The organism is Ruegeria sp. P8, assembly GCF_056534665.1.
On record NZ_JBQERC010000002.1, the window covers coordinates 345814 to 361714 of the forward strand.

Annotated in this window: 11 protein-coding genes and 2 tRNA genes; 5 read left to right on the top strand and 8 right to left on the bottom strand. The window is 56.2% G+C overall.

Going from position 1 to position 15901, the window contains the following annotated elements; translation table 11 throughout:
- Positions 1-28: 28 nt before the first annotated feature.
- The gene (locus tag ACR0BZ_RS05105) at positions 29-943 is read left to right on the top strand and encodes an MBL fold metallo-hydrolase (RefSeq protein ID WP_480919618.1); all 915 of its coding nucleotides are present in this window, start codon (positions 29-31) and stop codon (positions 941-943) included.
- A 76-nt stretch (positions 944-1019) separates the two neighbouring features.
- Positions 1020-1094: transfer RNA gene (locus tag ACR0BZ_RS05110), tRNA-Asn, on the top strand.
- Positions 1095-1479: 385 nt separating this feature from the next.
- Here the strand turns inward: ACR0BZ_RS05110 and ACR0BZ_RS05115 are convergent.
- Complete coding sequence (locus tag ACR0BZ_RS05115) at positions 1480-3045, bottom strand: glycosyltransferase family protein (RefSeq protein WP_480919619.1); 1566 nt, start codon at positions 3043-3045, stop codon at positions 1480-1482.
- A 333-nt stretch (positions 3046-3378) separates the two neighbouring features.
- On the opposite strand from ACR0BZ_RS05115, the gene ACR0BZ_RS05120 reads away from it, so the two are divergent.
- Positions 3379-3453, top strand: a tRNA-Asn gene (locus tag ACR0BZ_RS05120).
- 22 nt (positions 3454-3475) lie between these two features.
- Here ACR0BZ_RS05120 and ACR0BZ_RS05125 read toward each other — a convergent pair.
- From ACR0BZ_RS05125 to zwf, 4 genes are all read right to left on the bottom strand, one after another.
- On the bottom strand, positions 3476-5095 hold the full coding sequence (locus ACR0BZ_RS05125; protein WP_480919620.1) for a long-chain-fatty-acid--CoA ligase: 1620 nt from the start codon (positions 5093-5095) through the stop codon (positions 3476-3478).
- 183 nt (positions 5096-5278) lie between these two features.
- The gene (pgi, locus tag ACR0BZ_RS05130; RefSeq protein ID WP_480919621.1) at positions 5279-6889 is read right to left on the bottom strand and encodes a glucose-6-phosphate isomerase; all 1611 of its coding nucleotides are present in this window, start codon (positions 6887-6889) and stop codon (positions 5279-5281) included.
- Positions 6890-6893: 4 nt separating this feature from the next.
- Complete coding sequence (gene pgl / locus ACR0BZ_RS05135; protein ID WP_267365520.1) at positions 6894-7565, bottom strand: 6-phosphogluconolactonase; 672 nt, start codon at positions 7563-7565, stop codon at positions 6894-6896.
- Positions 7562-9016, bottom strand: a complete 1455-nt coding sequence (gene zwf / locus ACR0BZ_RS05140) for a glucose-6-phosphate dehydrogenase (RefSeq protein ID WP_480919622.1) — start codon at positions 9014-9016, stop codon at positions 7562-7564. Before zwf ends, pgl begins: the two co-directional genes overlap by 4 nt.
- A gap of 163 nt (positions 9017-9179) precedes the next feature.
- On the opposite strand from zwf, the gene ACR0BZ_RS05145 reads away from it, so the two are divergent.
- Positions 9180-10133, top strand: coding sequence for a radical SAM protein (locus tag ACR0BZ_RS05145; protein WP_480919623.1), 954 nt, complete (start codon positions 9180-9182; stop codon positions 10131-10133).
- A 112-nt stretch (positions 10134-10245) separates the two neighbouring features.
- Here ACR0BZ_RS05145 and ACR0BZ_RS05150 read toward each other — a convergent pair whose 3' ends face one another.
- Positions 10246-10515, bottom strand: a complete 270-nt coding sequence (locus ACR0BZ_RS05150; RefSeq protein WP_267366492.1) for an usg protein — start codon at positions 10513-10515, stop codon at positions 10246-10248.
- A 192-nt stretch (positions 10516-10707) separates the two neighbouring features.
- Here ACR0BZ_RS05150 and gyrA point away from each other — a divergent pair, with 192 nt between their 5' ends.
- The gene (gene gyrA / locus ACR0BZ_RS05155) at positions 10708-13428 is read left to right on the top strand and encodes a DNA gyrase subunit A (protein WP_480919624.1); all 2721 of its coding nucleotides are present in this window, start codon (positions 10708-10710) and stop codon (positions 13426-13428) included.
- 42 nt (positions 13429-13470) lie between these two features.
- Here the strand turns inward: gyrA and yghX are convergent, their stop codons facing one another.
- Positions 13471-14367, bottom strand: a complete 897-nt coding sequence (gene yghX, locus ACR0BZ_RS05160) for a YghX family hydrolase (RefSeq protein ID WP_480919625.1) — start codon at positions 14365-14367, stop codon at positions 13471-13473.
- 63 nt (positions 14368-14430) lie between these two features.
- Entirely contained in the window at positions 14431-15900 is a 1470-nt protein-coding gene (locus ACR0BZ_RS05165) for a carboxypeptidase M32 (protein ID WP_480919626.1), read from the bottom strand.
- Between the last annotated feature and the right edge of the window lies 1 nt (position 15901).

The window sequence follows — 15901 nt, forward strand, 5'->3', positions numbered from 1 at the left end:
GCTGCCCGTACAAGAGGAAGAGCACAGAATGCAGGCACCTGACGAATTCAATCCGCCTTCGGGTGTTGCGACAGAATTGCAACCGGGTCTTCGGCGCATTCTGGCCCCCAACCCGTCTCCGATGACCTATCGCGGCACCAACACCTATCTGTTGGGCGATCGTGACATTGCCGTCATTGATCCCGGCCCCGCAAGCGAAGAGCATTTGAACGCGATCCTGAGTGAACTGCGACCTGGCCAGAGAATCAGCCACATAGTCGTCACGCACACACATCTGGATCACTCACCCTTGGCAGCACCCCTTGCCGCGCGAACGGGAGCTGCGATCTATGCGTTTGGTGGTCCCGAATCCGGTCGCAGCGCTGTTATGGCGACCCTTGCAGCGCGTGGATTGGCCGGAGGTGGCGAAGGCATCGACACAGCGTTTCGTCCGGATATCGAGGTTGCGGATGGTGAGGTCATCTTTGGCGATGACTGGCAGCTTGAGGTTATTCACACTCCGGGGCATCTGGGAAACCACATTGCCCTGGCATGGCAGGATACCTGTTTCACCGCCGACCATGTGATGGGATGGGCCAGTTCGCTGGTGTCGCCACCGGACGGAGACCTGACTGATTTCATGACGGCCTGCCACCGCCTGCGCGCGCGCGATTGGTCCGTTTTTCACGCGGGCCACGGTGCACCGATTACAGACCCCGCCGCGCGATTGGATTGGCTGATCCGACACAGGCAAAACCGCGAAGCCCAGATTCTGTCCGCGCTCGAGGAAGCAGACGGATCGGCGCGGCACCTGGCCGAACGTATCTACACCGACACACCCGCGACACTGCTGTCAGCTGCGGAGCGGAATGTTTTTGCCCACCTCGTTGATCTGACGGGAAAAAAACAGGTGTCACCGCTCGGCGAACTATCCGCCACAGCGGTTTTTCGCAAAGATCTATGAAGCCGCGAAAAATTTTCAAAGTTCGCGTGCTTAACCTCTGGACGCCGGGATTCCGGGTTGCTATACGCCCCTCAGTTCCGGCGTAGCTCAGCGGTAGAGCAGTTGACTGTTAATCAATTGGTCGTAGGTTCGATCCCTACCGCCGGAGCCAATCATCCCCTAAGAACGCAGAATACGCTTAAGATGCGCACAACCGGTCAATAAAGTGTACCGGTCCCGCCCTCAAACCTCTTATGACAGCGCACAAAGCAACTGACAACTTTCTGTTATTGTTTAATTTTCACACGGTAAAACTGAAAGACAAAGTTACTTGGGATCACTTGGCCGCGCACGCCTTAGTGCTGAAGTTTCACTCGATCCTGTCGCAAACCTGAAAACTCGGTCGTTTGTTGCTGCCCCACTCGGAACAGTATCACTCTGCGAAACAGAACATCCGTCAGACTTTAGTTTGCGCCATACATGGCGTTACTGCAGTGAGAACGATCGCGTACATGGTTTCAATCGAACTTAAAAAAGTCAAAGTTAAACTCCTGACCTCAAAGCGCAGTGACCCGTTCGACAATTGCAGCAGCTCTGACGTCAAACGAGTGGTTCTGACGCATCTGATGCGCGAAAGCGATCCGCTCCATACGACGGTCCAGGCTCTCATTTTGTGCAGCCGCGATTGCTTCAGAAAACTCTTCTTTGTTGCGAACGACGTAGAGGTAAGGTGCAATATCTTCCGGAAACCAGCCTACATCATCAGTGATTACAGGAGCGGCGCAAGCCAGAGCATCGAAAATCCGGTTTGAGGGGAAACCAGCGGATTGCATTGCACGCGTATGGTCGTTGAGGACTGCAGACGCGGTACGATACACTTCGGACAGTTCCTCGTTCGGCACTCTTTCACCCATAAAATATTCTTCCGCGTCGGTATTTTCCCAGCCGTTTCCCCAGAGTCGGATTTCGTTATTTGTATCCAATGCGAACCGTACCATCGGTCGGGTTCCGTCTCGTGCAATACCTACAAAAACTGCGGACCCACGATCAGCCAAAGCCTTTGGTGGTGCCATTTTCTCAGGATCGAAAGCTTGCGGGAGAAGGGAAGTTTTCTCCACCCCAACAAGGGATGCAACATCGTCCAGTGCTGGTTTGCCAGCGACAAAGAAATGGTCTCCTCCGGCTATCTCATCTTTGGTTAAGCCCGGTTTCGACATAAGCCAAAAAACTGTTCTCCGACCAGGTACAGGCACATAGCTAGCGCCACCCTTTAAGACAATATCAATCTCGTCGGGGGTTTCGACTATGTTCCAATGTTTTCTAGTCTGGACACGGGCACGATGCCCGGCACGCTGAAAAGCCGACATGAGTGCAACGCCGAAATGGAAATCACCCCACCGCTCCTGAACACGCGGCCTTGGCACTGGCAGTTTAATTGCAAAATTCAGCTTTTCCGACCTCCGAACCCAAGGAGACTTGGATGTTGATGTAATCTCAAAGCTGTTTACCGTCGTTTCACAGTCGGATATCCCGTCGAAAACACGACGGATATCATCGTAATTCTCCTGCAAAACTCTGTTCTTAGGATCAAGGTTCTCCACCACGACCAAACCTGTCGGGGCCGCATCGTATAGTGTAACTTTAAGGTCAGGTCGGTATTTCCTTAAGATGGGGACAATTTTCCAGACATCGCCAGTCCACGCACGTGATTTAACTGTTCGTCTGTCTCGGTTCGCCATGTTTGAATTCCACGGCATACAATCATGCATTACGATTCTACCACCCGGTGCCATGTAACGCTCGGTATTGAAGAAGTCGCGCAACAGAAACTCGTAGAGATGCATGCCATCCAGAAACGCGAGATTGAGATTTATTTCTGCGTTTTCAAGAAAACCGGACGCAAAGAAATCGTCGCTGGTTTGCTGCATGAGCAATAGTTGACTTTTTCCTTTCAGCACATCTTGGTTAAGACGAAACTCGGGATCGATTGCGATAGAATTTGAATGTGACAGCGCAAGACTACGACCAGTTTGTGTCCCTATCTCCAAGTACCAATCCGGCAACATCATTCGATGCATACCGTCTAGAATCTCCAGGTACGGGTGTCCCTCTGCTCTGCGCATACTCATTCCTTTTTTCGGTCAGTTCGCATAGCCTGAAATGCCTGTCGCGGAGGTCCTGACGTGTGTTTTCGGTCAAACTAGCATCGAAGCCAAATGCTGGTAAACCCTTCCAAACAAGCCGTATGTCAAAAAGGAAAAACACCTGAAAACCGAGTTTTGCAGGAAGCGGTTACCCGCGTTACCAATCAGGAACCAACAAGGTCGATGAACGCATTGTATTGGATGGATTGCGTGGAGGCTCTGCAATATCAGATGAAAGAACGTGTGCAATCCGTCAAAAAAGACGCTTTTTGTCTGGACCTCCACTTAGCCTGTTGATACACGCCGCGTAGTTCCGGCGTAGCTCAGCGGTAGAGCAGTTGACTGTTAATCAATTGGTCGTAGGTTCGATCCCTACCGCCGGAGCCAATTCACCCCGCCAGATCGCGTCTCACCCCCCAAGGGCATCCTTGAAGTCCGCACGCAGGTTGCGTTTCAGCACCTTTCCGGTTGCGTTCAGCGGCAGCGCGTCAACAAAAACAACCTTTTCCGGAATCTGCCATTTGGCAATTTTCCCTTCGAAAAAGGCCAGAAGTTCCTTTTCGCTTGGATTCTCGCCATCAGCCCTTACTGCAACTAGCAAGGGGCGTTCGTCCCATTTCGGATGCGGAACACCGACCACGGCGGCAGTTGCCAGTTTCGGATGCGCAACAGCGATGTTTTCAAGTTCGACCGAGCTGATCCACTCCCCTCCGGACTTGATGATGTCCTTGGATCGGTCACGAATGGTCATGTAACCATCGGTGTCCAGCGTTGCGACATCGCCTGTGGCGAACCAACCGTCTTGCAACAGATCCTGATCCTGCATCAGGAAATAGCTGTCCAGTACCCAATGCCCCCGCACCATCAGATCGCCCTGCGTTTCACCGTCATGTGGCAGATCTTTGCCGTCATCATCCACGATTTTCAGTTCAACCCCAAACGGTGGCCGACCCTGACTCAGACGGATAAGGTGTTGTTCTTCAAGCGGCAGCACCAGATGTTTGGCCAATGGGTAGTTGGCCGTACCAAGCGGGCTCATCTCGCTCATTCCCCACGCATGTACCGTATCGACGTCATATTTATTCCGGAAAGTCTCCATCATCGAAGGTGGGCAAGCGGCACCTCCAATCACGGTCCGTTCGAGGCTTTTCAAACTCGTCCCGCATTTGGCTGCATGCGCCAACAGTCCCTGCCAGATTGTAGGCACCCCCATGGCCAGCGTCACGCCATAGGTGTCGATCAGATTGACCAGCGCCTCGCCATGCAAATCCGGGCCGGGTAAAACCAGTCGCGATCCGGACATGGCGCAGGCATAAGGCGAGCCCCATGCATTAACGTGGAACATAGGAACGACGGGCATCACGACATCCATCGCCGAAAAGCCGATCACGTCGCGCGTATTCGACGCGAAACTGTGCAGGACCGTCGATCTGTGGGAATAAAGAACCCCCTTGGGATGGCCGGTTGTACCCGACGTGTAACACAGCCCTGACGCGGTGTTTTCATCCAGTTCAGGCCAATCAAAGGCCGCGTCACCGGTTTCGATCAGCTCATCATAAAATTTCAGGTCGGGTATCTTTGCTGCAGCGTCATCGTTGCGGGGGCCCATCAGAACAAAATGGCGAACATCCGTCAGCGCACCGTGCAAGGCAGCAACCAGCGGGACGAAGGTTGCATCAAAGAACAACACCCGATCCTGAGCATGGTTGATAATGTAAGTCAGTTGTTCAGGAAAAAGCCTCGGATTGACCGTGTGACAGACATATCCCGCACCCGAGGTGGCATAATAGATCTCCAGATGCCGACGATTGTTCCAGGCCAGCGTCCCGACCCTGTCCTGCGGCTCCAGACCCAGCTGCGTCAGGGCCGACGCCAAACGCCGGGCGTTCACGGCTATCTCGGACCAATTGGTTTCTGTCACTGATCCATCCGTTTCGACCGAGAAAATCTCGGTCTGACCGTGGTAACGCTGTGCGTGATCAATCAGCGACGAAATCAGCAAAGGCTGTGTCATCATCTGTCCCAGCATGGACATCCTCCCGTCATGGGCGGGACCTTGCCTGGCCCCTGCCTGTTCCGTCTGGCACAGACAGGCAGGGGTGTTCCCCGTCACGTCAGTCCAGCCGTTTCCTATAAGGAACCCTGCCAATCATTTAATTGTCTGACAATAAAAGAATGCAACCCACACCGGTAGCGGAATACATCCCGTCGCCTAATCCCGGTGTTTCAGCGCGTAGGCGACCAATGCTGCGGTCGACCCATCCTTGCCCTCGGCGCTTTCTTCGCCATCCACGATGGGGCCAAGCGAATTGGCCAGTTCCTTGCCCAGCTCAACCCCCCACTGGTCGAAAGAGTTGATGCCCAGCAACACGCCTTCGACAAACACCCGGTGTTCATAAAGCGCAATAATCTGACCCAACACAAACGGTGTGAGTTTGGGGTAAATCAATGTTGTCGAGGGACGATTGCCGGGGAAAACCCGGTGCCGGGCCTGCCGGTCCAGTTCATCACCCAGATACCCCTGCTGCGTCATGCGTTGGCGCGCTTCTTCGAACGAACGGCCACGCATCAGGGCCTCGGACTGCGCCAGACAATTGGCCAAAAGCAGACGGTGGTGATGGGTCAGTTCTGGTTCATGCCCCTCGGCCGCAACCATGAATTCGCAGGGAATGACATCTGTGCCCTGATGGATCAGCTGGTAAAACGCGTGTTGTCCATTGGTGCCCGGCTCACCCCAGACGACAGGTCCTGAAGGCATGGTCAAGGACGACCCATCCATCGCCACGGATTTGCCATTCGATTCCATTTCCAACTGCTGGAAATATGCGGGCAGACGCAAAAGCCGCTGGTCATAAGGCAGCACCGCACGACTGGTATGCCCCAGAACCTGACGATGCCAGATGCCAACCAATGCCAGCATCACAGGCATGTTTTCATCCCAGTCAGCCGAGCGGAAATGCAGGTCCATCGCCTGCCCGCCGCGTAAAAACGCGTCAAATGCGTTTGAACCAACAGCAATCATGACCGGCAAGCCGACCGGCCCCCAAACCGAATAACGCCCACCGACCCAATCGGCGAAACCAAATACATGCGCCTCGGGAATACCGAAGGCCTTCGTCTTGTCCAGAGCGCTGGAAACGGCGGCGAACTGGCGCAACGGATCGCCGCCGCCTTCTGACATCCACGCGCGGGCGGTGCGCGCATTGGTCATCGTTTCGATTGTGGTAAAGGTTTTTGAGGCGACAATGACCAGCGTGCGCGTCGGGTCAAGCTGCCGCAACGTGTCCGCAATATGCGCCCCATCCACATTCGAGACGTAATGCACCCGCGGCCCATCGTGATAAGGTGCCAGCGCCAACGTGGCCATGACCGGGCCCAGGTCTGAACCGCCGATGCCGATATTGACCACATCGGTAAAGCTGCCCCCCGCCCCAGCGATGGCGCCGCCACGCACCTCTTCAGCGAACACGCGCATCCTTTGCAGCGTGTCCAGAACCTCGGGCATGACATCCTGACCGTCCACTTCAACCGGCCCGCCATCAAGGTTGCGCAAGGCCGTGTGCAACACCGCGCGGCCTTCGGTCTCGTTGATCTTCTCACCCGCAAACATCGCATCACGCCGAGACGCCAGACCAGCCTCTTCACACAATTGAATGAGCGCGGATCGCACCGCATCATCAATCTGTGTCTTTGAATAGTCGAAAACCATATCCCCGGTTGAGGCTGAAAATCCTTCGGCCCGGTTTGCATCTGTCGCAAACAGGTCAGGGATACGACGGTCACTTGTCGTCTGAGCCAGTGTTTTCAAAGCATCCAGATGCATTGCCTTACTCCGCCCAATGTACGGTCATGCCACCAAGAACCGCGGCGATCGGTGCCTCTTCCGGCGGTAGCGACATAGCTTTTTCAAGAACGGCGCGTTTTGCCTGACCATAGATGATCAGATGTTTCGACAGCGCCCCGTCCAGGACCGGAGCGGTCAGGGAAATTCGTGCCTCTGGCTGCACTTCAGTCCGGGCAACGATCAACGTAGGGGCATCACTGCGCAAAGCTTCGTCCAGCCCTTCCATTCCCGGAAACAATGAGGCCGTGTGCATGTCTTCGCCCATTCCCAGCACCAGCACCGACAATGGCAATACCGGCGCAATCAGTGACTCGATTTCGGGCAACGCTGCTTCAGGTTCTGAACCAGGGACATAAAGCGGAATATATTGCGCCACAGAGGCCCGGTTGGTCAGCAACCTTTCGCGGATCAAACGCTCGTTCGAGCGCTCATGGTCCGCTGGCACACAGCGTTCATCCGTGGGCAACACACGCACGCGATCCCACTCAAGATCGGCAGCACACAGGCTGTCAAAAACGGGGCCCGGAGTTGTTCCCCCCGGAACAGCCATTGCAACGGTATCATGGTGCAGCAATGCGGCCTCAAGGTCGCCCGCCAGCACGTTGGCCACGTCGATGGCAAGCATTTCGCGATCAGCATATTCCTGAATTTTCATGGCTTTATCCCTTGCCAGTGGCGTCCGTCACGTTTCATCAGCAGTTCAGCGTCGCCCGGCCCCGTGCTGCCGCTGTCATAAGGCTTTGGCACATCCCCGCGCGCCAACCATCCGGCGATTATCGGATCGGTCCAGGCCCACGCGGCCTCAACCTCATCCCCACGCATGAACAGGGTCTGGTTTCCACGGATCACGTCCATCACCAGTCGTTCATACGCATCTGGCGGGTCCTGATTTTCGGGGCCCAGGGCTTCGGCAAAGCTCATGTCCAAGGGAACATCGATCAGACGCATCCCGCCCTGCCCCGGTTCCTTGATCGTCACCTTCAGCGTGATCCCCTCGTTCGGCTGCAACCGGATCGACAACGTGTTGGCGTGACGCCCCGCTTCTTCCCCGAAAATCGAATGCGGCGCGTCCTTGAACATCACGTTGATCACCGACGAGCGCGCCACCAGACGCTTGCCGGTGCGCAGGTAGAACGGTGTACCTGCCCAACGCCAATTGCTGATATGGGCCTTTAACGCCACATAGCTTTCGGTGGTTGATCGCAGGTTGCCAACGCAGTCCCGGTATCCCGGCCCGTCCGATCCGGCCGCAAACTGCCCCCGCACGATGTGATGCGGTTCAACAGGATTAAGCGCCCGGATCACCTTGAGCTTTTCATCCCGAACTGCGTCAGGATCGAACTTGGCCGGAGGTTCCATCGCAATCAGGCAGAGCAGCTGCATCAGGTGGTTCTGCACCATATCCCGCATCGCACCCGCCCGCTCATAATAGTCTTCGCGCCCTGCGACACCAACAGTTTCCGCAACCGTTATCTGGATATGGTCGACATACTGGCTGTTCCACAGCGGTTCGAACAGCATATTGCCAAAGCGGACCGCCATCAGATTCTGGACGGTTTCCTTGCCCAGATAATGGTCGATACGGTAAATCTGATTTTCATCAAAATGCGCGGCCAGCGTAGCATTCAAGTCCCGTGCGCTTGCCAAATCATGTCCAAACGGCTTTTCGACCACGATACGGGTTTCTTCTGTCACCAGATCATACGCCCTAACCCGCTGGGCCAATGGCCCGAACAGGCTGGGACCGACCGAGAAATAGAAAGCGCGAACCCGGTCGGGCGAGAGTTTTTCGCCCAGTACATCCCAACCATCCTTCGTCAGGGCATCCAGCGATACATAGTCGACCCTTTGCAGGAAACGGTTCAGGGCTTGCGAATCCTGCGCCCGTTCCGAAGCGTGCCGATGCAGCGACGCAGCAACCATGTTACGAAAATCATCCGCCGAATGACCGGCACGCGCGGCTGCTATTATCCGGGCATCCTCGTGCCACTGACCCGCACAATACCGACGGTAAAGCGCAGGCAGGATTTTGCGCTGCGCCAGATCACCGGTGCCGCCGAAAATGATCAGATCAAATGGATCAACAGGGATGACACGTGAAACCATGAGTTGTCCTTACCCTGACCCTTCCGACATGTCCAATGTTAGCGCAACCAAAGCTTAATAAATCTCACTGTTCAAAACTCTGTCAGAACCCCTGCGCCAGACTTATCAAATCCGCGACAAAGGGCTAGATCAGTTCGACAACTTCAACGAACCGGATGTGGGAATGAAAGACAACGCCCCTCAGCTTGCCAATGTCGGCAAGTTTCAGCGTAAACTGGTAACGGCCGACGGCCAGACCCGCGCAAAGGTTTCCCTTACCAACCCTCAGACGCTGTGGTTCAATACCGGCACGCTGTGCAATATTGAATGCGTCAACTGCTATATCGCCAGCAGCCCGACCAATGACGCGCTGGTTTATATCACTGCGGACGAGGTTCGTGACTATCTTGATCAGATCAAAGCCCGCAATTGGCCGGTGCGTGAAATTGGTTTTACGGGCGGCGAGCCCTTCATGAACCCCGAGATGATCGACATGACACGCGACGCGCTGGAGCGTGGGTACGAAGTGCTGATTCTGACCAACGCGATGGCCCCGATGATGCGCCGCAAGATGCGCGACGGGCTGCTGGCATTGCAAAAGACATTCAATGACAAGATGACCCTGCGTGTTTCCGTAGATCATTACCGGGCAGAACTGCACGACCTTGAACGCGGCAAAGGAAGCTTTGAAAAAACCCTGACGGGTATGAAGTGGCTGCGCGATCACGGCTTTAACATGGCTGTCGCCGGACGCACCGTTTGGGATGAGTCTGACACGGAAAGTCGCGCGGGTTACGCCGCATTCTTTACAGAGCACGGCTTTGACATTGACCCGCATAACCCGGCACAGACCGTCCTGTTTCCCGAGATGGACGAAACTGTCGAAGTACCCGAGATTACAACGGCTTGCTGGGGAATACTGAGTAAGTCACCCGATGCATTGATGTGTGCCAGCGCCCGCATGGTGGTGAAACGGAAAGGCGCTGACCGGCCTGCCGTGTTGGCCTGCACCCTGCTGCCCTACGAGCCGGAATTCGAGATGGGTCATTCTCTGGCCGAATCCGAGGCTGACGTTCACCTGAACCACCCCCACTGTGCCAAATTCTGCGTGCTGGGCGGCGCCAGTTGTTCTGGCTGATTGGGTCAGGAAGTTCCTGATTTCATTTCAGACGCATCATCAGACACGCGCCGACCGCTTCGGTTCATTGTTTGAAGAGCATGCACTAACGGAAACTGCGCCTGCCCCTCGCTCAATTCACACGAAACTCGCCTACCATGTTGCGCCACTCACCCGGTGCGATCATTTTGCGGTGGGTGAATTTGACAGAATGCAGCGGGCCTTCGATTTCGCGCTGCCAGAAGTCGATGAATTTGAACAATTTCGGATGATCCGGCGCAAGGTCGTAATCCTGCCAGATGAACGTGTTCAAGACGTGGATATAGTCTGGCATATGATAGAAAAACTCCGCCGTCGTCAGCCCGTACCCCTTGAGCATCAATTCGGTTTCGCTTGGATTCATGCAGACCTCCTGTTTGATACAAGGCCTGTTCAAGATACCACGAAAACCTTCTAATACTTATATAACAATATGTTACTTGAGTATTACCGGGGAATTTCCCCGTAAAGGCGCTGCTTGCTTGCACCTTATGTGCCGGGTCTGATAAGATACACCCACAAGATATAGACCCAGAACAAGACACGGGCAGTTTACGTGAGCGATACGCCAGAAATTCCTGAAAACATGGATGAAACCCCGCCCGAGCGCCCAGTCTATGACGGCCCGACGGTTTCCATCGAATCCGAAATGCGCACGTCCTATCTGGACTATGCCATGTCGGTCATCGTCAGCCGCGCGATCCCTGATTTGCGCGACGGGCTAAAACCGGTGCACCGGCGTATCCTTTATGCAATGCACGAGACGGGGAACACGCACGATAAGGCGTACCGCAAATCGGCACGCCCGGTGGGCGACGTGATGGGTAAGTATCACCCGCATGGTGACAGTGCGATCTATGACGCACTGGTGAGGATGGCGCAGGATTTCTCGATGTCGCTGCCGCTGCTGGATGGTCAGGGCAACTTTGGCTCGATGGACGGCGATAACCCAGCGGCTATGCGGTATACCGAAGTGCGGATGGACAAGCCCGCCGCTTCCCTGTTGGCTGATATCGAAAAAGAAACGGTCGATTTTCAGGACAACTATGACGGCAAGGACCGGGAACCGACAGTTCTGCCGGCCCGTTTCCCGAACATGCTGGTCAATGGTGCCGGAGGTATCGCCGTGGGGATGGCGACAAACATTCCGCCGCACAACCTTGGCGAAGTGGTCGATGCGACTTTGGCGCTGATCGACGATCCCGACCTTACATCAGAACAGTTGATCGAATACGTCCCCGGCCCCGACTTTCCAACTGGTGGCGTGATGCTTGGGCGCTCAGGTGCGCGCAAGGCCTATCTGGAGGGCCGCGGCAGCGTCATCATCCGCGCCAAGACCCGAGTGGAAGAAATTCGCAAGGACCGCTATGCCATCGTTGTCGACGAGATTCCCTATCAGGTGAACAAGGCCGCGATGATCGAAAAGATCGCCGAGGCGGTTCGCGAGAAGCGGATCGAAGGCGTGGCCCATGTACAGGACGAATCCGACCGCAACGGCGTACGCGTTGTGGTCGAGCTCAAGCGCGATGCGACGCCCGAGGTGGTGCTGAACCAGCTCTACCGCTTTTCGCCGATGCAGACCTCCTTTGGCTGCAATATGCTGGCGCTGAATGGTGGCCGCCCCGAACAGCTGACCCTGCGCCGGTTCCTGACCTCGTTCATCGACTTCCGTGAAGATGTCGTTGCCCGCCGTACGGCCTATGACCTGCGCAAGGCGCGCGAACGCAGCCACATCTTGTGTGGTCTGGCTGTGGCGGTGTCCAATGTCGATGAAGTGGTCGCAACGATCCGGTCGTCTGCTGACGCCGCCGAGGCCCGCGAAAAACTGATGACCCGCCGTTGGCCTGCCTCCGACATCGAAGGCTATTTGCGCCTGATCGATGATCCTCTGTCCAAGATGAATGACGATGGCACCTATAATCTGACCGAGGTTCAGGCCCGTGCCATTCTGGAGTTGCGCTTGCAACGCCTGACCCAACTGGGCGTCAAAGAGGTCACGGACGAGCTGGAAGAACTGGCGGCCAAGATCAAGGAATACCTTGATATTCTGTCCTCACGCGAACGGATCATGGGCATCATCGCTGATGAGCTGCGCAGCGTGCGTGAACAGTTCGCGGTCGACCGCCGCACTGAGATCGTCGACTGGTCCGGTGACATGGAAGACGAAGACCTGATCGAGCGTGAAGACATGGTCGTGACCGTCACTTCGGGCGGGTACATCAAACGCACGCCGCTGGCAGATTTCCGCGCCCAGAAACGCGGTGGCAAGGGCCTGTCGGGGATGCAGACCAAGGAAGAGGACGTTGTGACCAACCTCTTCGTTGCAAACACCCATACACAGCTGCTGTTCTTCACGACGGACGGGATGGTCTACAAGCTCAAGACCTGGCGCTTGCCCCAATCCGGGCGCACCGGCAAAGGTAAGGCCATCGTCAACATCCTTCCGATCCCAACTGGCGTTTCCATCGCCGCGATCATGCCCGTGGATGTACCGGACGAGGAATGGGAAAACCTCCAGATCGTCTTTGCCACCAGCGCAGGTGACGTGCGTCGTAACCGGTTGTCGGACTTCACCAATGTCCGGCGCAACGGCAAGATTGCCATGAAGCTGCCCGACGGCATTGAACTGGTGAATGCGCGCATCTGTTCGGAAGACGAAGACGTGATGCTGGTCACCAATTCCGGCCGCGCGATCCGCTTCCGGACAACTGACGTGCGTGTCTTCAACTCGCGCGAATCCACAGGTGTCCGAGGGATCAGGCTGACCAACGGTGACCGCGTCGTGTCGATGTCCGTGATCCGTCATTTCGAGGCGACACCCGAAGATCGTGTGGCCTATCTCAAGATGCGGCGTGCGGTCGCGGGGCTTACCGAAGAAGACGCTGGTGAAGACGAGGAAGCCGCAGCAAGCAGCGATTTCAGCCAGGAAAAATACGCCGAGATGTCGGCTGCCGAAAACCTTATCCTCACTATCACCGCTGGTGGTGCAGGCAAGTTGAGTTCAAGCCACGACTATCCTGTGCGCGGACGTGGCGGCATGGGTGTGGCGGCGATGGACAAGGCCATGCGCGGCGGGGACTTGGTTGCATCCTTCCCGGTCGAGATCGACAATCAGATCATGCTGGCCACATCGAAAGGCCAATCTATCCGGGTGCCGGTCGATGGTATCTCTTTCCGCTCACGTTCCGCAGGTGGCGTGAAGGTATTCAATACCGGCAAGGGCGAAGAAGTCGTCAGCGTCGCCTGGATCGCCGACCAAGCCGACGAGGAAGAATGACAGTAACCCCGGGCACCGGTTCGACGGTTCCCGGGTTCCGGTTCATGTCAGGTAGGCATTGAAAAAAGCGATGGTCCGGCTCCAAGCCAGATTTGCCGCGGCTTCGTCATACCTGGGCGTCGTATCGTTGTGAAAACCGTGATTGACGTCCGGATAGAAGTGCACGCTGAACTTCTTTTGATTGGCTTTCAGCGCCTCTGAATATGCAGGCCATCCAGCGTTGATACGCTCATCCAGACCGGCATAGTGGATCATAAGAGGTGCTTCGATGGACGGAACATCTTCTGCTGGTGGTTGCCGACCGTAGAATGGCACCGAGGCCGCAAGGTCCGGATAGGCTACGGCCAACGCGTTGCAAACACCTCCGCCATAGCAGAAGCCGACAGCACCAACCTTTCCTGTCGAAAGTTCGTGATCACGTAAGAACTCAAAAGCCGCGAAAAAATCCGCCATCAGTTTTTCCCGGTCCATAGAGCGCTGCATTTCTCGCCCTTCTTCATCAGTACCGGGATAGCCGCCAAGGGGGGACAACCCATCAGGTCCAAAAGCAAGGAAACCGGCCTTGGCCGCGCGGCGCACAACGTCCTCGATATATGGGTTTAGACCCCGGTTCTCGTGCACGACCAGTACCGCTGGCAGTTTACCCGCGGCATTTGCCGGCATCGCCATCAGGCCGCTGGTTTCGCTATGCCCATCCGGGCTGCCATATGCGACCACCATGGTTTGGATCGCGGGATCGTCCGGGGCCACCTGTTGCGCCCAGGCGTAATTGGGTTGCAACTGGTCCAGAATCATTGCGCCTGTCATTCCGGCAGCCGTGTATTTACCGGCTTTTGAGATGAACTCACGCTTGGACATCGTGCCGTGCACATATCCGTCGAATATCTCGAGGATACGCGGATCAAAATCACTGGCTTTCTTGCGGGCTTTTCCGGTCATCGTTGCCTCCCAGGCGATGGTATCGGTGCACCGATTCTAACGCTTGGGAGGCAATTCGGAAACTCACAAATCGTAGAGCGCGCCGAACTTGGCCTCAAGATAGGTTAGCAATGGGTCCGGTCCGGGCTCGATGCCGCTTGCACGGGCTATCACCTCGCGCGGTGCATAAAGGCCGCCATGCTGCTGCACATGCTCACGCAGCCAGCCGGTTGCGCCGGTGGTGTCGCCGCGAGCCAGTTGCGCATCAAGATCGGGCTCTGAACCGCGCAAAGCCTGATAGAGGCACCCAGCATAGACATTGCCGAGCGAGTATGTCGGGAAGTAACCGAACAGCCCAACCGACCAGTGCACATCCTGCAAACAACCGTTCGAGGGCTTGTCGACCACATAACCGAAATCCGCCTTGAACCGATCATTCCAGGCGGCTTCCAGATCGCCGACCTGCAAGTCTCCGGCCATCAGCGCGCGTTCCAGATCAAACCGCAACATGATGTGCAGATTGTATTGAACCTCATCCGCCTCGGTGCGGATATAGCCGTTATGCACGCGGTTGACCGTCGCATAAAACGCATCCGGATCGGCGATGCCGAAATCGCCGAACGCCTCTTTCATTTGTTCGAAAAACCAACCGGTAAAGGCCCGCGACCGACCCAACTGGTTTTCGTAGATCCGGCTTTGACTTTCATGCACGCCCATCGACACACCAGAGCCGAGCGGTGTCAGCAGGTATTTCCTGTCGATCCCCTGTTCATAGGCGGCGTGGCCCACCTCGTGAATGGTGGAATAGAAACAATTGAACGGGTCTGTTTCGCTGGTTCGCGTGGTGATGCGGACGTCAAGACCACTGCCTGAACTGAACGGGTGAACCGCCTTGTCCACGCGGCCATTGTTCAGGTCATAGCCAAAGGCGATCGCCAGTTTTTGTGTCAGACGCATCTGGGTCTGCTCATCAAAACTGCGGTTCAGGGCAGCGGGCTCGGGCCGCTCCAGCACAGCGGCGCGCAGGGCCACCAGTCGTGGGCGCATCTGGTCGAAGATATCCGCAATCTGTGCGCTGGTCGTGTAGGGCTCGTAATCTTCGACCATGGCATCGTATACGTCGCCCCCTTGCGCCAGCGCCTCGCCTTCCTGTCGTTTCAGCGACACGACTTCTTCCAGAACCGGAAGAAAGGCCGAGACATCTTCGTCCGCGCGCGCCTGCGCCCACTTTCCCTGCGCAGCGGACGTCACACGGGCGATCGCCGTCGCCAGATCGGCAGGCACCTTCACCGCGCGATCATATGCGCGCCGGATTTCACGCATCTGCGCCTTGCCGACCTCATCCTGAGGCGCGGCCTGATCCAACCATTCGGCAACACGAGGATCAGAACGACGTGCGTGCAGGACAGATTCGATAGCTGCCATTTCTTCGGCGCGCTGTGGCGCTGCGCCGCGCGGCATGACGGTTTCCTGATCCCAGCCAAGCCGACCGGCGATCTGGCCCAAAGCCGAAGTTTCCCGCTGAAAGGTCATCAGTTCATTGAAAGCGGTCATA